This window comes from Melioribacteraceae bacterium 4301-Me (assembly GCA_041538185.1).
GTDB lineage: Bacteria > Bacteroidota > Ignavibacteria > Ignavibacteriales > Melioribacteraceae > Pyranulibacter > Pyranulibacter aquaticus.
Map to the genome: position 1 here is coordinate 69,717 of JBGORM010000009.1, position 23,341 is coordinate 93,057.

General features: G+C 33.4%; 18 protein-coding genes. 14 read left to right on the top strand and 4 right to left on the bottom strand.

The window, feature by feature from the left end:
- Position 1: 1 nt before the first annotated feature.
- From ABRY23_13115 to ABRY23_13125, 3 genes are all read left to right on the top strand, one after another.
- Positions 2–1,606 carry a DHA2 family efflux MFS transporter permease subunit gene (locus ABRY23_13115; GenBank protein ID MFA3783994.1) on the top strand — a complete coding sequence of 535 codons (1,605 nt, stop codon included), beginning with the start codon at positions 2–4 and terminating at the stop codon, positions 1,604–1,606.
- 28 nt (positions 1,607–1,634) lie between these two features.
- Positions 1,635–2,942, top strand: coding sequence for a TolC family protein (locus ABRY23_13120; protein MFA3783995.1), 1,308 nt, complete (start codon positions 1,635–1,637; stop codon positions 2,940–2,942).
- A gap of 86 nt (positions 2,943–3,028) precedes the next feature.
- Positions 3,029–4,015, top strand: a complete 987-nt coding sequence (locus ABRY23_13125) for an aldo/keto reductase (protein MFA3783996.1) — start codon at positions 3,029–3,031, stop codon at positions 4,013–4,015.
- 118 nt (positions 4,016–4,133) lie between these two features.
- Here the strand turns inward: ABRY23_13125 and ABRY23_13130 are convergent, their stop codons facing one another.
- The 3 genes from ABRY23_13130 to ABRY23_13140 form a co-directional block, all read right to left on the bottom strand.
- Positions 4,134–4,769, bottom strand: a complete 636-nt coding sequence (locus ABRY23_13130) for a phosphatase PAP2-related protein (protein ID MFA3783997.1) — start codon at positions 4,767–4,769, stop codon at positions 4,134–4,136.
- A gap of 342 nt (positions 4,770–5,111) precedes the next feature.
- Complete coding sequence (locus ABRY23_13135; GenBank protein MFA3783998.1) at positions 5,112–5,609, bottom strand: ubiquinol-cytochrome c reductase iron-sulfur subunit; 498 nt, start codon at positions 5,607–5,609, stop codon at positions 5,112–5,114.
- A gap of 242 nt (positions 5,610–5,851) precedes the next feature.
- The gene (locus tag ABRY23_13140; GenBank protein MFA3783999.1) at positions 5,852–6,940 is read right to left on the bottom strand and encodes a 4Fe-4S binding protein; all 1,089 of its coding nucleotides are present in this window, start codon (positions 6,938–6,940) and stop codon (positions 5,852–5,854) included.
- A 201-nt stretch (positions 6,941–7,141) separates the two neighbouring features.
- Here ABRY23_13140 and ABRY23_13145 point away from each other — a divergent pair, with 201 nt between their 5' ends.
- The 9 genes from ABRY23_13145 to ABRY23_13185 all read left to right on the top strand — a co-directional run bounded on the left by ABRY23_13145 (position 7,142) and on the right by ABRY23_13185 (position 15,598).
- Positions 7,142–7,582, top strand: a complete 441-nt coding sequence (locus tag ABRY23_13145) for an Rrf2 family transcriptional regulator (GenBank protein ID MFA3784000.1) — start codon at positions 7,142–7,144, stop codon at positions 7,580–7,582.
- 630 nt (positions 7,583–8,212) lie between these two features.
- Complete coding sequence (locus ABRY23_13150) at positions 8,213–8,485, top strand: cytochrome c family protein (GenBank protein ID MFA3784001.1); 273 nt, start codon at positions 8,213–8,215, stop codon at positions 8,483–8,485.
- 16 nt (positions 8,486–8,501) lie between these two features.
- Positions 8,502–10,439 (top strand): Sec-dependent nitrous-oxide reductase, encoded by a 1,938-nt coding sequence (nosZ, locus tag ABRY23_13155; GenBank protein ID MFA3784002.1) that lies wholly within the window; start codon positions 8,502–8,504, stop codon positions 10,437–10,439.
- A gap of 33 nt (positions 10,440–10,472) precedes the next feature.
- Entirely contained in the window at positions 10,473–11,054 is a 582-nt protein-coding gene (locus tag ABRY23_13160) for a hypothetical protein (protein ID MFA3784003.1), read from the top strand.
- 5 nt (positions 11,055–11,059) lie between these two features.
- The gene (locus ABRY23_13165) at positions 11,060–11,494 is read left to right on the top strand and encodes a nitrous oxide reductase accessory protein NosL (GenBank protein MFA3784004.1); all 435 of its coding nucleotides are present in this window, start codon (positions 11,060–11,062) and stop codon (positions 11,492–11,494) included.
- Positions 11,472–12,758, top strand: coding sequence for a nitrous oxide reductase family maturation protein NosD (locus ABRY23_13170; GenBank protein MFA3784005.1), 1,287 nt, complete (start codon positions 11,472–11,474; stop codon positions 12,756–12,758). Before ABRY23_13165 ends, ABRY23_13170 begins: the two co-directional genes overlap by 23 nt.
- Positions 12,755–13,465 (top strand): ABC transporter ATP-binding protein, encoded by a 711-nt coding sequence (locus tag ABRY23_13175; GenBank protein ID MFA3784006.1) that lies wholly within the window; start codon positions 12,755–12,757, stop codon positions 13,463–13,465. The genes ABRY23_13170 and ABRY23_13175 overlap by 4 nt, the downstream gene beginning before the upstream one ends.
- Positions 13,462–14,253, top strand: coding sequence for an ABC transporter permease subunit (locus ABRY23_13180; GenBank protein ID MFA3784007.1), 792 nt, complete (start codon positions 13,462–13,464; stop codon positions 14,251–14,253). The genes ABRY23_13175 and ABRY23_13180 overlap by 4 nt, the downstream gene beginning before the upstream one ends.
- A 109-nt stretch (positions 14,254–14,362) precedes the next feature.
- Positions 14,363–15,598 carry a multiheme c-type cytochrome gene (locus ABRY23_13185; GenBank protein ID MFA3784008.1) on the top strand — a complete coding sequence of 412 codons (1,236 nt, stop codon included), beginning with the start codon at positions 14,363–14,365 and terminating at the stop codon, positions 15,596–15,598.
- Positions 15,599–16,163: 565 nt separating this feature from the next.
- Here ABRY23_13185 and ABRY23_13190 read toward each other — a convergent pair.
- Positions 16,164–20,834 carry a lamin tail domain-containing protein gene (locus ABRY23_13190; protein ID MFA3784009.1) on the bottom strand — a complete coding sequence of 1,557 codons (4,671 nt, stop codon included), beginning with the start codon at positions 20,832–20,834 and terminating at the stop codon, positions 16,164–16,166.
- Between the two features lie 118 nt (positions 20,835–20,952).
- On the opposite strand from ABRY23_13190, the gene ABRY23_13195 reads away from it, so the two are divergent.
- Both ABRY23_13195 and ABRY23_13200 read left to right on the top strand, forming a co-directional pair.
- Entirely contained in the window at positions 20,953–21,900 is a 948-nt protein-coding gene (locus ABRY23_13195; GenBank protein MFA3784010.1) for a hypothetical protein, read from the top strand.
- 148 nt (positions 21,901–22,048) lie between these two features.
- The coding region (locus tag ABRY23_13200; protein ID MFA3784011.1) for a T9SS type A sorting domain-containing protein at positions 22,049–23,341 on the top strand (1,293 nt) is incomplete at its 3' end.

The window sequence follows — 23,341 nt, forward strand, 5'->3', positions numbered from 1 at the left end:
AATGGCAAAAAGAATTAAGAACATGAATAACGGAAGTGTAAAAAATCTTCACAGCCATCCTTCTTACCGCTGGTTTGTGCTGGCAAATGTAATGATGGGTACATTTATGGCAGTGCTCGATGCTACAATTGTAAACGTCGGCTTAACAAAAATGATGGCTGCTTTCGGTGTTAGTGTAGATAAAATAGAATGGGTTCTGACTGCTTATCTTTTAATATTTGCTGTTGTGCTTCCATCATCAGGATGGATTGCAGATCATCTCGGTTATAAAAAAACTTACATACTTGGATTGATTCTATTTACAGCGGGTTCACTCTTTTGCAGTCTTTCTGCAAACGAAAATGTACTTATTGCTTTTAGAGTTCTGCAGGGTGCTGGAGGCGGCTTTATAATGCCGGTCGGAATGGCAATAGTTACAAGGGAATTTCCACCGGAAAAAAGAGGAACTGCTTTAGGATTTTGGGGAGTTGCATCGGCATCTTCAGTTTCGCTAGGACCAATGATTGGCGGCTATTTAATTGATACTTTCAGCTGGCATGCAATTTTTGATGTGAATGTACCAGTGGGTATTCTTGCTGTTGTCGCATCACTGGTAATTTTAAGAGATTATAAAGTTGAAGAAACACGTTCGTTTGATATACTTGGATTTATTTCAATGAGTTCTTTTCTCGTTTTCCTTCTGCTTGCACTTTCTGATGGCAACGCAGCATGGAACACCGGTGGATGGACCTCCAATTTCATACTCACATGCTTTGCCATTTCATTCGTTAGTTTTGTTATTTTCATAATTACAGAACTCAGCATAAGACATCCCATTATAGACCTTCGAATATTGAAGAACCGCAATTTTGGAATGGCAAATATTATGCTGTTTATATTTGGATTAGCCTTCTTTGGTAATTCATTTCTTCTTCCGCTCTACCTTCAAAATTCATTGGGTTACACGGCGCTTCAGGCTGGACTTGTATTCTTCCCCGTCGGAATTATACAGGCTATAATGTCGCCTATTGCTGGTAAATTATCTGATAAAGTAAATCCTAAAATTCCTGTAATAATTGGTATAACTTTGACTTTTTTCAGCATGTATTTATACAAGAATTTATCGCTTCAATCTGAATATGGAGAGATTATACTGCCGCTTGTAATTCGAGGCTTCGGGCTCGGCTTTATGTTTATTCCTCTTAGTACAATTGCAATTAACGATATACCAAAAGAAAAAATGGCTCAGGCAACAGGTCTGTTTAATACAATTCGGCAGGTAGGCGGAAGTTTTGGTATTGCAATTCTTGGTTCACTTCTTACGAGAAGAATTATTTATCATACTCAGATTTTTGGTCAGGCGGTTGATCAAAATTCACCTGCTTTTAAGCATGTTTTTTACGGTCTTAGATACTTTGTACAGCAATCAGTTGGAAGTACTGGCAGCAAGGCATTGGCACAGGCTAAAGCTCTGATTGCAAGCAATGTAGCTGGTCAGGCGTTTGTTCAGGGTATAGCCGACGATTTCTTCGCAGGTGCAATAATTACTTTGTTTATTCTTATTCCAATGTTGTTTTTGAAATATCATAAAAAGACGAAAAACGTAAAAATTGAGGCTGTAGATTAATTTCACACTTCAGTTATGGAGATAAATTATGAAGTATAAAACTTTATTAGTAGCATTAATTCTGAACATTTTACTTGTTGGAAAATTTTTTTCACAAAATATTTCTAAAGATTCACTAACACTAAATGATGCAATAAGTCTAACACTATCTAATCAACCATTAATTCAACAAGCATTAGAAGAAATTAATGCCGCACAAGCAAGAATAAATCAGCAAAAAAGCTTTAACTATCCGGATGTTCATGCTAATTTGAGTTATACTCGAATTGGTCCCATCCCTAAAATACAATTTGGAGAAATGGGTTTTGAATTAGCACCAGCTAATAATTATAACGCTACTTTAACATCTTCACAAATAATTTATGATTTTGGAAAAAGAGATGCTCTCATTGAGCTTGCCTCTTCCTATAAATTAAAAGCTGAAGATAAAATTGACCTTATTAAAAATGATTTGAGTTATCAAACTGTTAAAACTTTCTATACAATTTTATTTTTGCAAAAAAGCATCGATGTAAAAGATGAACAGATAAAAACATTAACTAAGCACATTGAAGTAACAAGCAAAAAAGTTGAAAGTGGCACTGCAACTGATTTTGATATTCTTACTACTAAGGTAAGACTCGCTGCTGCCCAAAATCAAAAAGCCGACCTGGAGAATGCATTGAACAAAGCAAAAATATATTTGAGAAATCTATTCGGCTGGCCATCAAATAAAGAATTGAATTTGAACGGAAAATTAAATCTTGATTCTGCTTATATCGATACAACATCATTAATTAGTGAAGCACTTAAAAAAAGACCCGAAATGAAATTAGCATTAGACGCCCAAAAAAGTGCAATACTAATGAAACAAACTGCTTCTCTTACCGATGTACCCATTTTAAATATCACTGCAAATTACGGGTTCAAAAATGGGTATGAACCCAATCTTAATGTTCTTAGAGGCAATTGGGCAGCTGGTGTTTTTGCTTCTGTTCCAATATTTAATGGAAATCTAAAAAATGCAAAGATTGAGGAAGCAGAAGCTAACATAAAGTATGCATCGGCTGAATTACTTCAATTAGAAAGAGTTATTAAGACAGAAGTCGAACAAGCCGTTGCTGATTTAAACGCTGTGCGTTCTAAAATAAAAACTACGCAATTGCAGGTTGAACAGGCTAAACAAGCAGTCTCAAGAGCAGAAATTCAATATGCTAATGGCGTAATTACAAATCTTGATTTAATTGATGCTGAAACTGCACTTTCTGAAGCAGAATTGATGTATGTTCAAGTTATATACAATAATATCATTAATAAGTATAACCTTTATAAATCTATTGGTAAGATTCTTTGGTAAAGAGTTTTTAAATAAAGTAAAATCATGGGGAAAATAATTCTCAATGTAAAAAATCTTATTAAAAAATTTTAGAAAGGAGTTAAAAAATGGAGAAAAGAAAACTTGGAACTGAGGGACTTGAAGTCACTGCAATTGGATTAGGCTGCATGGGCATGTCAGAATTTTATGGACCGCAAAATGATGAAGAATCAATTAGAACCATACATAAAGCTATTGAACTTGGGATAAATTTTTTTGACACAGCAGATATGTACGGTCCATTTATAAATGAAGAATTAGTAGGCAAAGCTTTGAAGCCTTACAGAGACAAGGTTATAATTGCAACAAAGTTTGGCAATGTAAGAGGTAAAAATGGAGAATGGCTTGGAATTAATGGCAAACCCGAATATGTTCGTCAAGCTTGTGAAGCAAGTTTGAAAAGACTTGGCGTTGAAACTATTGACCTTTACTACCAGCATCGCGTTGATCCCAATACTCCAATTGAGGATACAGTTGGTGCAATGGCTGAATTGGTAAAGGAAGGTAAAGTTAGGTATCTTGGTTTATCTGAAGCTTCACCTAATACTATCAGGCGTGCAAACAAAGTTCATAAAATTACGGCTCTTCAAACAGAATATTCATTATGGACAAGGGACCCTGAAGGAGAAATTCTTGATACTTGTGAAGAACTTCAAATTGGTTTCGTTGCTTACAGCCCTTTAGGTCGAGGTTTTTTGACGGGGAAAATTAAATCAGTAGATGACTTATTTGAGGGTGATTATAGAAGAAATCATCCACGTTTTCAAGAAGAAAATTTAAAACATAATCTAATGTTAATTCAAAAATTAGAGGAAATCGCTGAAGAGAAGAACTGCACATTAGCCCAATTAGCTATTGCATGGGTAATAGCACAAAAAAATTATATAGTGCCAATTGTTGGTACAAAAAAAGTAAAATACCTTGAAGAAAATCTAAAAGCACTCGATGTTAAGTTAACTAAAGAAGATTTAGAAAAGATTGATTTAATTATGCCTAAAGGCGCAGTAAAAGGACCTAGATACCCCGAACAAGGGATGAAATCAGTCAACAGGTAAAGAGCTTTTACTTGCGTTAAAGTTTATCTCGCAAAATTCATTTTTTAATGAATTTTTGAATTGCTATTATATTATTAAATGATGAATCGGCTGTTAGCCTAATAGCAGTTCGCAAATATTACTTGTGAAGTTTGCAATCTATTAGTAGTGCAATTCTATAACTGGTATATGTAACAAAAGGAGCAACAATTACATCAATCGTATAATGAACGTGTTGCATCAAAACACAAGCTGCAACCAAGACAGTACTGATTAAAAAAATTGTTTTTAATTTTTTGTTTTGTGCAGTAAGAAAAAAAATAAACATTGTTGCTGTGTGCCCCGAAAAAAATAAATCTTTTAACAAAGTTTTCCCATTGCCAAATAACTCAACTACTGGGTCTTTAAGAGGTATAATAGTTGCTGGTGGGTTTAAAGGAAGAAAATATATTGTCAGCATTCGAAAAAGAATTACTAAAGCGTAAGATTGTAATGCAAGCATTAATTTATCCGGATGAAAACTTAAAGAAATTAATGCCAGCAATAAGGCTAAGTAAATTAAGCCAAAGGTTACCCATGTTACTTTTATTGCGGGAAACAGTGAGAGAAAAGGATCATTAAATGAAAATCCAGCTCTTGTTTCGTTGTATGCTAAAAACTTTGCCATCCAGTAAAGTATAAATGCTAATACAATAAATGAAAGCATGAAAAGAAAACGAAAGTTTGAATTAGATAAACCTTCTTGCCAAACTTTTCTAAATTGTTGAATGTTCATGCTGGCTGTTTTTTTGTTTAAAAAGTGGCATAAAAATAATAACGCAGCAAAAGAAAGACAATTATATTCTAACGAAAAATTTTATTTGCATTACATACAATTTCACGCTAAAACTTTTTATAGCATTCTTAAAAATGGGCTGCACTTATTTATGAAAAGTAGAAGTGTAAGGCTATCTTTATTCCTAATGATGAATTTTTTATGTGTATTTGGTATGTAAAAATTATAGCCAAAAACTTACTATCAAGGTTGGCTCTAATAAAATTTCGTTAGTGCTGAATGCAAATTTTTTTAAAAAGAAACTTGCACCAAACACGTTTATTGAAGAATAAAATGTTTGCCTTAGCTTACGGTTAAAATGTTGCCATCTAATTTTGTAGTGTAGCTCTTTAAAGCCTGTGGTGCAGGTCCTCTTACAACACTTCCTGAAGTATTGTACTGGCTGCCGTGGCATGGGCATGTCGAAATTCCATTTTGAAAAGGACCAACAGTACATTGCTGATGAGTGCATTGACGCGAGTAAGCTTTTACAACAGCCTGACTTTCACGGTATAATAAAAGTCCTTGTGGGTCAAGTGCGTTAGCACCGGTTGCAACACTGCCACCTATGTTTTGAAGGGCTGAGTATTGTGAACTAGAAATATCAAAAGTAACAGGATTACCTCCGCTGTTATTTTGAGGGGAAGTAGGATTTGAACCGTTATTGCTGCATGAATCTAAAATTGTAATTAATGCTGAACTTGCAGCAATTGCCCCTATTCCTTTGATTGATGTTTCAATAAAATTTCTTCTTGTTAGATTCAATTTATTTATTAGGTTAATTTTTTCCTTGAACTCCATTTGTACCTCTTAAAATTTTTTTGCAAAAATCAGTAACACTATTTAATAAATTAACAAAAATTCTAAAATCCCAAAATGATTACATATTATGCTCAGCATTGTTGAATTTCTATAGAACTTGTTAATTGTCTCGGAAGCTTAGCTTTTAGAATCAAGAACAATCGCAGAAAAATATGGTTTGTCAATACGTAATTTTTATAGAATACTTAACTGCTATATTTACGCGGCAAACAATAAAATTATTACTTTGGCTTTATTGAAGAACTTGATAGTTCGTTCATTTTTCTTATTTCTGCAGTACTGGTAGGATGGGTTAGTATATTAATGTTCTTATTTAATATTGAGTATTCTTCCTTTGATATTTTATTCTTCCAGTTGCCGCTAATCATTGCTATGCTAATAATAGCTATGTAGATGGCGACAACGCCGAAAGCAACTACCTTTTTCGAAATTTTTTTCTTGGTGAAATTAACTTTAACGTCGAGAGTATCTTTAACGGGACATACATCTATGCAACTTAGACACATAGAACACTCATCAGAAATAACTGTTTTGACCTTGTCAACCTTAATGAATGAAGGACAAGCTTTAGCACAAAGACCACAGTCAATACAGCTAACTGGATTTCTTTTTATTTTGGTGGGACTAAAAAATGAAATTAATCCAAGTAATGCACCGTATGGACATAAATATCTACACCAAAAATTTCTAATGAATATTGAGAGAACAAATAAAGAGCTGATAACTATTAAAGAAAACTGACTAATGTTAGCAAAAAAATAATACATTTTTAAATCTGCAGCTTTGTTATACTCGCTATCAAGAAACAATTTTACTGCACTGGCGCTCATAGCAAAGAAAATTGCGTAGATAAAAAATCCTAACAAGAGATATTTTAAAGATCTTAAAGGATAATCAATATAGCTGGGCAATTTGATTTTCCTTTTGAAAATTTTCTTTATTACTTTTTCACCAAAGTCACCAATAGTTTCCGAAATAAATCCAATCGGGCACAACCAACTGCAAAACGATTTGCTGTAAATGAACGACACAGTAAGAATTGCAATAAAAATGAAGAAACCTGCCGGATGAACAGGGTGTATCTCTCCAGTCATAAAGAAATAATAAAGGCTCATTAAAGCACTTATTGGTAAAAAGCCTTCAACACCTGCTGGGCGGTTGAAATAATCAGCACCTATTTTGTTCAACGAACTTATGAACAAATAAAACTCAATACCTATCCAAATGCACAGCAACAAAAACGATAGTTGAATTAAGAACCTGTAGCCTTGTATGGGTTTTCCTGTATTACGAATAAATTCTCTTTTCATAATTTATAGAATTAAATAAGATTTTATATTCTGATATCAATTATATTAATTTCATTCAAAATGGTCAAGTTAATTTCTATAATTGCAAAAACATTAAAAAATATTAAAAAATTCAAGAAAAATTATACTAAAATAAGATAATCGTGACCCACTTTATTTTTTTATTGATTTACATTCATATAATAATTATGTTAATACAGAATGATTTATCTGATTATGATGTTTTTACCGCAAAGATTAAAATATGGAATGCAAATTGTGATTTATCTGTCTAAAAATAAATTAAGTAGACCAATACCAGCTCATAAGATTGCTAATCAATTGAACATACCAAAAGAATTTGCAGCAAAGATATTACAAGAACTTGCAGGCAATGGTATACTCAAATCACAAAAAGGGAAAAATGGGGGTTTTAATTTGTGTGTTAACCCGTCCGAAATAAAAATTGAAAAAGTTTTTTTAGCGTTAGGATTCGTAACCAACTTTAATGAGTGTGTTTTTGAATCTAAATCAGTGTGTGAAAAAGAAAAATGTTCTTTTTGCAATGGTTGGAGAATGTTTATAAATGATTTCAATTTCATGATTAGAAACTATTCTTTAGATAAAATTTATGAACAGTCTAGTTACCATGTAAATGGTTAAAATAAACTAAGGGAAAGATTTTAACCTAATTGAGCAGTAAAATGATAAAATTAAATTCAACTAGTTATGCGAATATTATTAATTGGCTTTCTGATAAGTTGTATAAATATATGCTTAAAGAAGAACGAATGTTGTTTACATTAATTATATATTCAGAGAATTCAAAAAGGTTTAATGAGGGGCCTTTGGAAATATAATGAATCCAATTGTAAAAAATAATTCAGCTAAAAATAATGTAGATACCATCAAACAGTTTGCTTCTGTTTATGGTTTATAAAAGTTACTTCTCATGCTTTGGAATTAACATATTAAAGAACGAGAAAATTTTGAAAGAGATTTACATAAACATAACCATCTTGAAAATAACATTCTTTTTCACAAAGTAATAGAATTAAAAAAATAATCAAAATACTAAAGGAGACAGAAAATGAAAAAACTATTAAAATAATCGTTGTACTAACGGTAGTAGCTTTAACAGCATGTGGTGATAATGCGGGTAACAGCAATACTTCCTCGAACTCTGATCTAGAGGCTAAAGCAAAAAAATTTGGTTTAACAGCGTGGGAATACGAAAATGGTATTGGTCCAATTAAGAGTAAACTTAATATTGGAAACAGCATAGATGAAGTAATGGCAAAAAGCGGTGAGAAAATATTTGAAACTAAATGTATGTCGTGCCATAAAATTGATGAACGTTATGTTGGGCCCGCATTGAAAGGAGTTGTAGGAAGGAGAACCCCAGAATATGTAATGAACATGATATTAAACCCAACAGAGATGACGCAAAAACACCCAGAAGCGAAAAAACTGCTGGCTCAGTATGCAACACAAATGACATTTCAGAACGTAACACAAGATGATGCAAGAAAATTGCTTGAGTACTTACGTTCTGTTTCAAAATAAAATAATGGAGGGGAATATGAAAAAAATAATGTTAATTTCTTTTGCAGTCATTCTTTCTTCTATTACATTTGTTAACTGTACTCAGTCTGGAGAAACCGCAAATGATGAAGAAGCTGCAAAAAAAGTTTATGTAGCACCGGGTAAGTACGATGAGTTTTATGCTTTTCTATCAGGTGGTTTTAATGGTCAAGTGTCAGTCTACGGATTACCATCTGGAAGGTTATTCAAAATTATCAGTGTTTTTTCTCAAAACCCGGAAACCGGCTATGGATATTCGGAAGAGACCAAACCAATGCTTATGACTTCCTATGGTTATATCCCTTGGGATGATGCACATCACCCTGAATTATCTATGACTAACGGTGTACCAGATGGCAGATGGCTTTTTATTAATGCCAACAATACATGTCGTGTCGCCAGAATTGATTTAAAATCTTTTGAGACTGCAGAAATAATCGAGATACCCAACTCAGGCGGCAACCATGGCTCACCTTTTGTAACAGAAAATAACGAATACGTAATTGCCTCTACCAGATTTAGCGTACCTATTCCGGAAAAAGATGTTCCAATTTCGTCTTACAAAGAAAACTTTAAAGGTACGCTTACATTCATTAAAGTAGATCCTCACAATGGTGATATGAGTATTGCATTTCAGATTCTTGTGCCGGGTTTGGATTACGATTTGGCGCATGCAGGAAAAGGACCTTCTCACGATTGGGCTTTTTTCACTTCATATAACAGTGAACAAGCAAATTCGCTTTTGGAAATAAATGCATCCAAGAATGATAAAGATTTTGTTGCAGCAGTGAATTGGAAACTTGCTGAAAAATATCTTGCAGAAGGCAAGGGCAAAAAAATGCAAACCACTTATTACAACAATTTTTTTGATGAAAAAACACTTACAGCAAAGTCAAATAAAATTACAAGTGTGACTATATTGAATCCTAAAGATTGTCCCGGCTTAATTTATTATTTGCCTACTCCAAAATCTCCACATGGTGTAGACGTAGACCCATCAGGTGAATACATAGTTGCTGGCGGAAAACTTTCAACTGTAATTCCTGTCCATTCATTTTCTAAAATGCTTAAGGCAATTGAGAAAAAAGATTTTATAGGCGATAAAGATGGAATCCCAATCTTAAGATATGAATCTGTAATTGCCGGTGAAGTTGAAAACCCGGGGCTGGGTCCCTTACATACAGAATTTGACGGCAAGGGTTATGCCTATACTACAGCATTTATTACTTCCGAAATAGTAAAATGGAAATTAGGAACGTGGGAAGTTGTTGACAGAATTCCAACTTATTATTCACCTGGTCACCTTTGTATTCCCGGCGGCGATAGTAAAAATCCCTGGGGTAAATATTTAATTGCTCTAAATAAAATTACTAAGGATAGATACTTACCTACTGGTCCTGAACTTTGTCAATCGGCACAATTAATTGATATTACCGGCGATAAAATGAAGATACTACTCGATTTTCCGACAGTTGGAGAGCCTCATTACGCACAAGCTATTCCAGCAGATATTATTATGAAAAACAATCAGAGAATTTATGAGTTAGAAAAAAATGAAAATCCTAATGCAACTAAAAGTGAAAAATATGCAAGAGTGGAACGTAAAGGTGATGAGGTGCATGTATATCTTACTGCAACTCGTTCACATTTTAAACCTGATAACATAGAGGGAATAAAAGTAGGCGATAAAGTTTATTTCCATGTAACAAACTTAGAACAAGATTGGGATATACCCCATGGATTTGCTGTTAAAGGTTCTAATAATAGTGAGCTGCTTATAATGCCGGGAGAAACAAAAACAATATTATGGCAGCCTCAACAAGAAGGTGTTTATCCTTTTTACTGTACTGATTTTTGTTCTGCTCTTCATCAGGAAATGCAAGGTTACGTTAGAGTTTCGTCTGCTAAAAGTAATACGAAAATTTCTTTTAACTGATATGAAAATTCTTTTTTTGAAAGGATTGATGTCATGAAAACTATCTCAAGATTATTACTGTTGTTTGCAACGTTAATGATAACAGGTTTATTTTTTTTCCCAATATGGAATATTGATCTTCATGCACCACAGTATCCTGAAGGAATTGGACTAAGAATTTGGTTAAACAAAATTACAGGTGAAAAGCCTTTTGATTTGATTAATATTAATAAACTTAATCATTACATTGGGATGAAACCTATTGTACCGGAATCAATACCCGAACTAAAATATATGCCTTACATTGTAGCTGGAATTATTCTGTTTGGTATGTTGGTTATTTTGCTGAAAAAAAGGCAGCTTGTTTTTGGATGGATAGCTTCAATTGTTGTTATTGCAATAATTGGTTTGTATGACTTTTACATGTGGGGCTATCATTACGGGCATAACTTGAGTCCTGAAGCACCAATTAAAGTGCCTGGGATGACTTACCAGCCGCCGCTTATTGGCTCAAAACAATTGCTGAACATGAAAGCGGAGTCGCTCCCAGGCATTGGTGGCATTTTATTAGGTTTGGCTGTCTTAATTGCAATAGCAGCAATTATAATTGATAAAAGAGAATTAAAAGGGAATTAATGTTAATGAAAAAATACATTCTTTTAATTTTGTTTTTTGTTTCGATTGGCTGCAGTAATAAGCCGGAACCTGTTTCCTACGGCAGTGATTCCTGCTCCAATTGTAAAATGTTAATAACAGACCCAAAGTTTGGCAGTGAAATAGTTACAACGAAAGGAAAAATTTTTAAATTCGATTCGATTGAGTGTATGGCTTACTTTTCGACTAAATTAGGTGATGCAGCAGCTTCGTTTTGGGTTACTGATTTTTCTCAACCTGAGGATTTAATGGAAGCAAAAAATTCTTTCTTCTTAAAAAGCGATAAGATTAAAAGTCCAATGGGTATGAACTTAGCCGCTTTTGCAAATAAAAAAGAATTACAAACAGCAGCTGCTGAATTTAACGGTTCGCAATTAACTTGGAAAGAAGTTGTTAATTATGTTAAAAAACAATGGAATTAAAAACACAGGCATGATGATTAGATTTAAGAGAATATTGTTGAGTAAAATTTTTCTGCTGTTAGTTTTTGCACCAATATTGTTACCAGCAAAAACAATCAAAGTAGGTCCAAATGAAAACATTAATTCTCTTAAAAAGGCATTAGGAATTGCGAATGTTAATGATACAGTAATAATTAAAAAAGGGATTTATAATGAAGCGCCCCTTGTTGTTACTAGACCAATCTTTTTGCTGGGAGAAGATTTCCCTGTTTTAGATGGACAAAACAAGAATGAAATTCTTTTAATTAAATCAAATAATGTGGTTGTAAAAGGAATTTTTTTTAAGAATGCTGGCATCAGTTTTATTCATGATAATGCAGCCGTAAAGCTGGATAGCGTTTCAAATTGTGTTATTGAGGGGAATAAATTTTCAGAAAATTTCTTTAGTATTTATCTGTCAAATTCATCCTTTTGTAAAATAATAGGCAATCAAATCACCGCTCATTCAAAAAGAGAAACTTACTCTGGCAATGGTATCCATCTTTGGTATTGTAATAACATAATAATTGAGAAGAACAAAATTAGTGGTCATAGAGATGGCATTTATCTTGAATTTGTTTCCAAAAGTAAAATTGATAATAACTTCAGCGAAAAGAATTTGAGGTACGGATTGCATTTTATGTTTTCGGATAGCTGTTCATATACTAATAACATATTCCAAAAAAATGGTGCTGGTGTGGCTGTGATGTATAGTCGTTTTATATCTATGTGTAATAATTATTTTCAATATAATTGGGGTAGTGCTTCTTATGGTTTGCTCTTAAAAGAAATTTCGGATATTCGTGTTGATAGTAACAGATTTAATAAGAATACAGTTGGAATTTATTTAGAGGGATGTAGCCGCATTAAAATTTTCCATAATGATTTTGTTAATAATGGTTATGCTGTAAGATTAATGTCTAACTCTGTAAACAATGTTTTTAAAAAAAATAATTTTATAGGTAATGCTTTCGAAGTAGCAACAAACAGCCGCACAAATTTTAACGAATTTGACTATAACTATTGGTCGGATTATAGCGGTTATGATTTAAATAAAGATGGAATTGGTGACGTGCCGTATCATCCAGTCAAATTATTTTCTATAATTGTCGAAAAAAATAGGCCGGCATTAATTCTTTTAAGAAGTTTTTTTATTAGCATTTTGGATTTTGCTGAAAAAATTTTTCCTACAATAACTCCCGAAACTTTGATAGATAAAAATCCCTTGATGAAAAAAATTGTATGATTGAGATTAAAAATCTATATAAAAAATTCGGCAGCCTTGCAGCTTTGTCTGATGTTAATATTCAATTCAAAAACAGTTCTTTAAATTATTTAGTTGGACCTAATGGTTCCGGCAAAACTACATTAATAAAGTGCATTTTAGGATTAGTAAAGCCAACCAGCGGTGAAATTTTTGTTGATGGTGTGAAATTAAACGGAAATTATAAGTACAAAGAAAAAATTGGTTATATGCCTCAAATAGCTCACTTCCCAGAAAATTTAACTGTAAGAGAAATTATAAGTACAATTCAAAATTTGCGTTCCGAGAATATACGTTACGATGAAGAGCTGATAGAAAACTTTAAGTTGAATAGTGAAATGGATAAAAGATTAAAAAATTTATCCGGGGGAACACGTCAAAAAGTTAATGCTGCAATAGCCTTTCTTTTCGATCCGCAAATTTTAATATTAGATGAGCCTACAGCAGGTCTTGACCCAGTTTCATCAAGCATACTAAAAGATAAAATTATTGCCGAGCGCAAACGGGGCAAGACAATCATTTTTACTTCACATATATTAAGTGAGTTAGAAGAGTTAGCTGAAAACGTGGTTTTTCTTCTTGAAGGTAAAATTTATTATAACGGTACAATAAGTCACTTAATCGAAAAAACTAAAGGCTCAAATCTTGAAAGAGCAATTGCATCAATTATGAGCGGAGAAGCAGCATGAATACACTTTTAAAGATAATAAAATTTCAACTGCACGATATTTTAAGAAGCAAGTGGTTAATTATATATTGGCTGTTCTTTTTATTAATTACCTATGGGTTCTTTGCGCTTTCTTCGGATTTTTCAAAAGTGTTAGTTAGCCTTATTAACATAATACAAATTGTAATCCCGCTTGTCTCAATTGTCTTTGGAACGATTTATTTGTATAGCAATAGAGACTATGTAATTTTTATGCTTTCACAGCCGATAAAACGTAGCACACTTTATTTTGGACTATTTCTCGGTTTATTAATACCGCTAATTGGATGCTTTGTATTTGGAATTTCAATTTCAATAGTTTTGTTTGTAAGCAGTGTAGGTGAGAATTGGCTCTCATTAGTATATTTAATTATTTCCGGGGTTTTTCAGACAATAATTTTTACTGGCCTTTCATTTTTGATATCAACATTAAATGAAAATAAAATGTTGGGTTTGGGCTTATCCTTATTTATTTGGCTCTTTTTCTCCGCAATTTATGATGCTTTGTTCTTATTAATTCTTCAATTTTTCCAGGACTATCCTTTAGAGAAGATTTCTATTGTAATTACAATGTTTAATCCAATTGATATTGCGAGAATTCTTATTATTTTACATTTGGATATTTCAGCACTGATGGGTTACACTGGAGCAGTATTTCAAAAATTTTTTAATAACGATTTAGGAATTGCAGTATCTCTACTTTTGCTTGTATGCTGGTCGATTATACCCGTAATAATTGGCAGAAAAAAGTTTTCTATAAAAGATTTTTAGCAAATAATACATTCATTAAAAATTATTATTAAATTAAAATGAAAATTTTTCTAAGAAAGAAAAATAAACTCGGTATAGAACATCACACACTAAATAGTGGAGGAGATAAATGTTAAAAAAGTTATTATTAGTTTCTGCGCTTTTTATATTTACTGAGTTTATTCAAGCGCAAGATTGTATTACCTGCCATAAAAATGTTACGCCGAACATTGTTACTGATTGGCAGTTAAGTATGCATGCAAAAAGTGATGTAGATTGTGCAGTTTGTCATGGAACTGAGCATACATCTGCTGAGGATGTTGCGAAAGCAAAGTTACCCACTGTAGAAACCTGTGCAAACTGTCACGAAGAACGAGTTGCCCAATTTAAGAAAGGAAAACACGCTGCAGCTTGGGCTGCGATGAAAGCAATGCCGACAATTCACATGCAGCCAATGGCATTGATTGAAGGTATGAAAGGATGTGGTGGCTGCCATAAAATTGGAATCAAATCTGAAGAAGAAATTAAACAACTTAGAAAAGATGGTTCTTTGTTTGGAAATGCCTCTTGCGATGCATGCCATACACGTCATACTTTCAGTGTTGAAGAAGCACGACAACCACAAGCATGTCAAACTTGTCACGAAGGCTTTGACCATCCGCAATGGGAAATGTATTCCAACTCCAAACACGGTGTAAGATATTTACTGAAACAAACAGGTGTACTGCCTAAAGAAAGTTCTGCACCAACTTGCCAAACATGTCACATGCAGAATGGTAATCATGAGGTTAGAACTGCATGGGGATTTTTAGCAGTTCGTTTGCCTATGCCGGAAGATAAACAATGGGCAAGCGATCGTGCTACAATTCTTCAAGCATTAGGTGTGCTCGATATGAAAGGTCAACCAACAAAATTAGTTGATGTTATTAAAGCTGCGGATGTTGCACGGCTTAGCCAAGAAGACTGGCAAAAAGAACGTGATAAAATGTTAAAAACCTGCGGTCAATGCCACTCTGAAAATTTTGCTAAGGGTGAACTGCTAAAGGGCGATGATATGATTAAAAATGCAGACCATCTAATGGCTGAAGCAATTAGAGTTGTTGCAGATTTATATAAAGACGGCATAATTAAAAAGCCGGCTAATTATCCATTCGCCTTCCCAATGCTTTTGACGTTTCACGATGCACCAACTGTAATTGAACAAAAACTGTTTGTAATGTTCTTAGAACATAGAATGAGAACTTTCCAAGGCACTTTTCATGCAAATCCGGATTATGCTTTGTGGTACGGCTGGAGCGAAATGAAAAGAGATTTAACTGAAATTAAAGAACTGGCTGCACAAATGAGGAGAGAGCATAAAAAGTAAATTATAAAGAGGCTGTCTTTAAAGTAATATTTCAAAAAATAAATCAGTGAAAACTTGTGCTGAGTTTCAGAAGCATCCGTTAAATCAGCGTGCTATTTTTGAATAAAAATTACTTTTTTGACAGCCTTTTTATTGTTCTTTATTTCATAGGGACTTCTGAAAAATTCGATGAGTCATTCCCGTGGAAACGGGAATCCAGTGTTTTCAAAGTAGGTTCCCACTCGGGGCTGACTAATGAGAATTCACCACCTTGTGGAAAGTAATTGTTCAAATGAAAAATCCTGCTTGCCGAATGAATTCGTTCAGCAGGCAGGCCGTGAAAATCCGTTGTAATCGGTGTCGTCCGTGTTCCAATTTTTAAAAAATAATACTTTTTGGACAGCCTCGACAAGTTTCGTGGGAATGACAACTGCTGATAATTCTATTTTTCAGATGTCTCTCATAATCATTAAATAAAATCCTATTAATTTGTTTATATCTATTCTCTCTTTCATTCTTTTTTAAAAAAATAATTCAGATAGAATTATAAATTCCCGTTCGTTTACACAAATGGTAAACAAATACATTAAAGTTTTCTTGCAATAACAATCGGTGCTTTTAGTGTTTCTACAACAGTGTTATCATTGCTTATCGCTTCTACAAATAAAATATAAATTCCAATTCTTAAAGGTGTTCCACTGTCACTCAAGCCATCGAAAATTACTGAATAATTAGAGCCAACCGACTTGTTATTTAAAATTGTTCTTACTAATCTTCCCATAATATCGTAAACTTTTATGCGGACTTGTGAAATTTTCTGGGATAGATTCAAAGTAATAATTGAAAAATCTTCAAAGCCGTCATTGTCTGGTGAGAAAGGATTTGGCTCTATTGAAATTTTTGATTGCTTATTTTCGTTATTGGTAAAAATAGAATTTATTTTGCCAGGCGTGGCACCATATATGTCAACAGAAGTACTCCAATTTGTGAAATCATTTGTTGGTATTAATGGGTTAATCCGTTCTAATGATTTGTTTTTTGTATTTAAAATATTTTTGTTGTGCCAGCTGCTTTGGTAATAGAGTGAATCAATAGTTTTTCCGCTAATGTCCCTTAGAATAATTTTATCACTGCTATTTAATAAATTTAACGAAGACTTATTTGCTATGGTGGTATAATTAAAAGTGTTAAGCCATGTGTAATTTTTGAAAATTGATGAATCTGCACTTAAGATAAAATATTGTTGTGGTGGCAGCATTAAACTTGTAGCTGATAATTTGGTTTTTGAGCCAGATGAATTTTCGATTGTCCAATTACCAAGTTGAATTGAATCGTTGGTTGTGTTATAGAATTCAACGAATTCAGAATTTCCAATTTCTGGGTCGAACATAACTTCATTTATAACAAGTGAATTAGAAGAATATGAAGGGATATTTATAATTGAGTTTGGTAAGCCTGGTGTTGCACCGTTGAGATTAATTGAACTAAACCAATTTGTGCTGTCGGAAGTTGGCTTGGTGAATGAAAATCTTTCTAAGGAATGACCCTTTTGTGAATCCCAAGTGGACTTATATTTCAGACTATCAATTACAGCATTTCTAAAATCATAAATTATGATTCCATCTTCTGTGTTTCCGAGCGAACCAAATTTAGCTTGAAAAAATTTCTCTGTTGGATAGAATGGGTAATGTAATGAATCATTAGTAATAACAGCAAATTCATGTGGCTGCAAAACAATATCTTTATCCGTAATAATTGCTTTTGTCGGCGAAGGCAGAATATCGCTTACTAACCAGTTTTTTAAATTTACTGGTTCGTCAGAAGCATTTATAATTTCAAACCATTCAGATTCGCCACTTAATGGATCGAACATAATTTCATTAATAAGAAGTGCACCCCTTGAAGAACCCCCTATTATTTTTTTTGTTAAATAATTATTTAAAGTATCCTCATCTAAATTATAATTTACTTTTGCTGCTATTATCAAAGTGTCTTTAATTTGTATTTGTGGGTCAATTGTAAGTAGAGTTGAATCTTTACTTTCAATTGAATTACCGTTTTTTTGTCCGATAAAAATTAATTCATTGTTTTCAATTTGGAAAAAATTTACTGTAAAAGAAGAGGCTAAATTCAATCCAACATTTTTTAGCTTTGCCCAAAGCGATATTTTCTCGCCTCTTGTAGGAAATTCTGGAATTGTGCCTATTTGTATTAATGCTATATCGTTATTTTTAGTTGTAATACTATTCGTTCGTCCTGGGGTGCTTAATTCGATATCTCGAGAAGAGTCCCAATTTTCTTTACTTGTTGATAAATAAACAGCCGATTTCCTTTCTAACGATTTTCCATTTTCTCCGCCCCATAAGTGTGAATAAAACACTGAATCTACTGTTACATTACGAAAATCTTTTAGAATAATGCCATCTTCATCGTTATTGAGGTTTGCAAAATTTGCGTATATGATTTTTGAAGGAATAACACGATGAACTAAATTAATAGAAGAGTCTTTTGCTAACACAATAAAATTTTTGGGTTCAATTATTACATTTGTTTTTGTTATTGTGGTTACTGTTGGTTTTGTAAGTACGTCGGATATAATCCAGTCTTTAAGATTAATGTTATACTCGGAATTATTATAAAGTTCAATCCATTCTGGTTCACCGTTTGTTGGGTTATACATTATTTCGTTTATCACCACTGCGTTATTGTAATAGTGTGGACGAACAGATTTTATAAATTTGTTATTAGTAGTGTCCTGGTCAAAAGAATAAATTACCTCTACTTCAAAAGTGATTTCCACTTTTATTTCACTTATTTGATAATTAAAATTGTACAGCAACGAATCACCCGCAGAAAGTAAAATATTATTTTCGTCCAACCTTTTTCTTTCTGAATTTGTTTCTATTTGATAAAGTACAATTGAGAAAGCAGCGCTGTTGTAACCTGTATTTTTCACTTTTGCAAATACGTTTACGTTTTCATTTATTTTAGGTTCAGTTGGATTAAAAAGTAAATCAGTTATTTTAACATCATAATCTTTAGGCGAAACAGAGTTAATTTTCCCTGGCGTTCCACCTTTTTCGTCAATTGAAGTTTTCCAATTCAATGAATCGATAGAAGGATTTGACGTTTTTATCCTTTCTAAAGATTTACCGTTGCTTCCGCCCCATGATGAATTGTATTTTAACGAATCAATTACTCTGTCGTATTTATCTGTCAATATAACTTTATCGGAAGAATTATTTAAAGTGGGAAAAGATGAGACTATAAACTTTGATGTAATTGAATATTTATTAAAAATGCGGTCATCTTTTGCTATAAGAAAATATTCATGTGGCAAAAGCTTTAGCGAATCGTATATTATTGTTTGTGTTTGAGAATTGTTGGACATCTTATAGCCATACAAGTCAATTGTCTTTTGACTTTTATTGTATAATTCAATCCACTCCGGTTCAACAGAAGAAGGTGCATACATAATTTCGTTAATTATAACATCTTCTCGTTGTTCGTTCGTCTGAATTCCTGTTAACAAAGAGCTGAGAAGATTATTAGATGTATCTTCGTCTACGTCGTAATTAACGTAAGCCAAATAAGAATTTGTGCCTAAAAGAAGATTATCAGAGTTTTGCAATTCAAAGTTGAATATTATACTATCACCGGCATTAATTGGGATAGTCTGAAATTTATAGATTAACTCATTTGCATCTGGGATGTTGTTTTTATTTGAGTTTTTGTAAATGCCCAATTCATATTTCTCTGCAGTTAATAAGCCATTGTTTTTGAGAGAAACACTTCCTTTTGCATTGTTATTATCGAAGACATACTGTGAATCAAAACTAAAGTTACTTATTTCAAGGTCATATTTTTTTGGTGAGACCGAGTTTTTGTAGCCTGGAGTAGCGCCAAAAATGCTTAGGGAAGTTTTCCAATTTGATTTTTTAGTTGAAGAATCTTCTGGAAGAATTCTTTCTAATGATTTTCCATTATACCCGCCCCAGTTAGAAAAATAATAAAGTGAATCAATTACTCTATTTAGTGAATCAAGTAGCATGACTCTATCGCCGGAGTTATTCAATGCAGCAAAAGTATGAATTACAGTTTTAGATGGAATTTGATAAATGCTAAAAATTGAACTGTCTTTTGCAATTATTAAATATTCTTTTGGTGAAAGAAAAATCGTGTTGTTAACAACTACAGTTGTATCGCTGCTATCTGAAATTTTGTAATGGAACAAGTCAACAGTTTTATTAGAACGATTATAAATTTCTAACCATTCAGTTTCTGGTGGTTCTGGTGTATACATCAGTTCGTTAATTATTAAGTCGCCGCGCTGTTCATTAGTTTGAATGCCTATGAACTTTGCGTAAGCAACATTATTGTCTGGATACTCATCCAAATTAAATTCGGCTAAAACGATAAATTTGTTTTCACCAAGTGGGTAATTAGTTACAAGAAAACTATAATCTTTTGTTGCACCACTGTCTAAAGACTGGTTATTAAATTCTTGAAAAAGTTCATTTGTATCGCCTAAATTATTGGCATTTATGTCGTGGTAAACTTTCACAGAAAAATTAGCGGAACTCAAGCCAATGTTTTTCACGTTAAATTTTGCTAGGACTGGCTTGTCATCAATGCCGTATTTTGATTCGAAGGAAAAATTTTCAATTAAAACATCATTTATTCTTGGGGAGACGGAGTTATTAAAACCTGGAGTTCCATGCTTTGAAATTGAATTTGACCAGTTAGTAGCTGAATTATCTTTATTTAAAAAAATTTTTTCATCGGAAATACCTATAGCATTATTTGCCGAATAGTCATACGAGTCAATCACTTCACCAGTAGCAGCTAATAAAGAGATTGTTCTGCTACTTGTGTTAGCCATGCCATTTGAGCCAAAAGAGTTATCGTTTGTTTTAAGTACTAAAACATTTTGAGGGATTAAATTTTTGTATACGCCATTTTCAAAATCATAATCTTTTTCGATAACAACTGCAAAACTATTTGGTTGAAGTAATGTTCCGCCTATGAAAGATACGAAGGAATCTTCAGTAGATGTGTAATATTTAAATTTTATTTGAGAAAGGTCAATTGTTTGAGTTGATGAAGTATTATAGATTTCAATGAATTCGCCATTTGGTTCAGATGGATAAAACATTACCTCAGAAAAAGTAAGTGGGTTAGATTGTTGAGCAGTTAAGTTAAGATAAGACAATAAAATGAGTAAGAAGGATTTAATGAAAAATATTTGGGGCTTCATATCCTGCTGCATTTTTAAAATATAAAATAAGATTAATAGTTCTTTGATGCATCAAAAAAATTTGACTTGTCCCGATGCTTTTTATCGGGGAAGCAAATCACAACATGGAAGTAATGAGATGGAAGTTCGTATTTTTGGGAAAGAATCTTTTGATATAGACCTTACCGCTATATCGCCGGTGTATGGTTGGGCGTGGGCGGGCGTTTCTTCCACTCCTATATCAAATAGCCATTCCGTTGGCTGGATTAAGTTTAGTTCGGATACAACATCAACTGATAAAAGCTTAATTATCGAAGGTGCCCAAAAATACGGCGTCTACCTTAATCGCAATACCAAAGAGCTTATGGGTTATGCTTGGAGTGGAATCCCTTGTAGCCAAGGTAGCAAAGAAGTTTGCGGTTATGGTTGGATATCATTTAATAAAACAGATCTTATAGATAGCAATGGTTCTTTTATGGACCCACCAAAAATAAATAATAATAAATTAATAGGCAATATAAGGTTTTTTAGTTTTTTTGATTCTTCAAATACTTCTTGGGATGGATTTGTTAACTTAGGTTTAGGTAACATAGATTACAACACATCCACAGGGGTTTTGTCTGGGAGTACAAATGAGGTAAGTGTTGTTCCTAAAATTTATTTCTGCGACCCGAATAATCCCGACAACCCAATTTATTGCGTCTATGTTTCTTCCACAACCTACCCTGCCCAAACTCCAAAGGCAAAAATAGAAAAACCAAGAAATGTGACTGCCCGACCAAATCCTTGCTCCAATGGCTCCTGCTCTATCACTGTCAGTTGGACAAACCCTCAGGATTATAGCGAGGTGAAGATTATGATGTTTAATATTGATGAGGCCAACAACCGAAATGCACCAAATGCATTTAACAGATGTAAAACAGAAAGCAATGTGACAAGGTGTTGGAGAGATGTAACTATATATGCCGAGAATCTTAATGTCGACCAAAAAACAATTCAATCTTCAGGTAACCAAATTTGGAAAATAAAGAAACTTGAGCCAAACACTAAATATCTTCTTCTAATTCGAGGAATAGTTAAACAATAAAAGCAAAAAATTAAATATTTTTATAACATCGCAAATCCGGAAATAGGTGAGGTGTTTTTATTTGCCGCTACTCTTTGCTTTTTTTTGCATTTATGATATAATATATGCAGTTAATTAAAAAATGAAAAAATAAAAGGAGGAATATAAAATGAAAAAGCTCATAATTTTGTTTATGGCTTTGTTTTTGTTTACAACAAAAACAGAAAGCCAGCGCCTCTATATATATGGTGCTGAGAGAGTTGATACTCTCCACTTATTTTATAATTTTGTTAGAGTGGGGAGATATGTTTTTGGAGTTGGTGGTATTTTTGGTGTTAATGGTGCCGGAGTATATGTGTCTTCCATTGATTCTCTTTCCAAGTGGACAAAAGCTCCTAATGTTGGCGTTCTCGGAGAAGGTGATTTTATAGCAACCACAAAGGGTTATATTGTTGTTTCGAGCGGCATAGGTACATACCTTTCTCCCGATACCGGGAGAACATGGTATGCGAACAGAGAATATGCCCCATTTGCTATGTTACCTTTATCAGATGGATCCTTCCTTGCAGGTGGGATGTATAAACTTTTTCGTGTCCGAGGGGATGTGTCACCTAATATAGTAGATGAAAATTTGTGGCAAAAAATACTAGATTCTACCACCATAGGAAGGAATACTCCCAGATTTCTTTATAGAACCAGCACTGGCAGGATTTTGATGTACGTGCTGGGGCTTGATCATACAAAAGAGGGGATATGGATATCCGATGACGACGCAAAGTCTTGGCGGCGCCCCCATCCAAATTTGGATGGGAGATTGGGTACTTTATTCCGCTCGATGGCTGAGTATAACCACATACTCATAGGAAGAGCGGAGGATGGGACTTTCGTCTCCTATAATGACGGGGAGACATGGAACAAGATTCTTGGTCCTGTTTTCTATACCTCAACTGGTCAAAGACTGTTTATAGATTCTTATACCAATGTATTTGCCTCCCCATCTATTGGATATCTTACAGGGGGGGAAAAAATGTTATGGAGTTGGGACTTGTCTAACTGGGAAGTACTCTTCCCAGATAGTGCTGACATTTCTGATGTTTACGGGATTGTGGAAATACAACCCGATAAAATTTTAGTAAGCGCAAGCGGAGGCTTGTACTTACTAAAGATGACTGCCTTAAATCCAGTGGAAGAGAAAGAAATCACTACTTCATTTTCCCTTTCACAAAACTATCCAAACCCATTTAACCCAACGACAACGATTCGCTTTTCACTGCCTAAAAGTTCAAAAGTAAAACTAATAGTCTTCGATGTTCTTGGCAAAGAAATAGCAACGTTGGTAAATGGGGAGTTAGATCAAGGCGAGCATTCGGTTGTCTTTAACGCGCAAAACTTGCCCAGCGGAGTGTATTTATATAAACTAACCGCCGGGGATTTTGTCCAAACCAGAAAAATGCTTTTACTC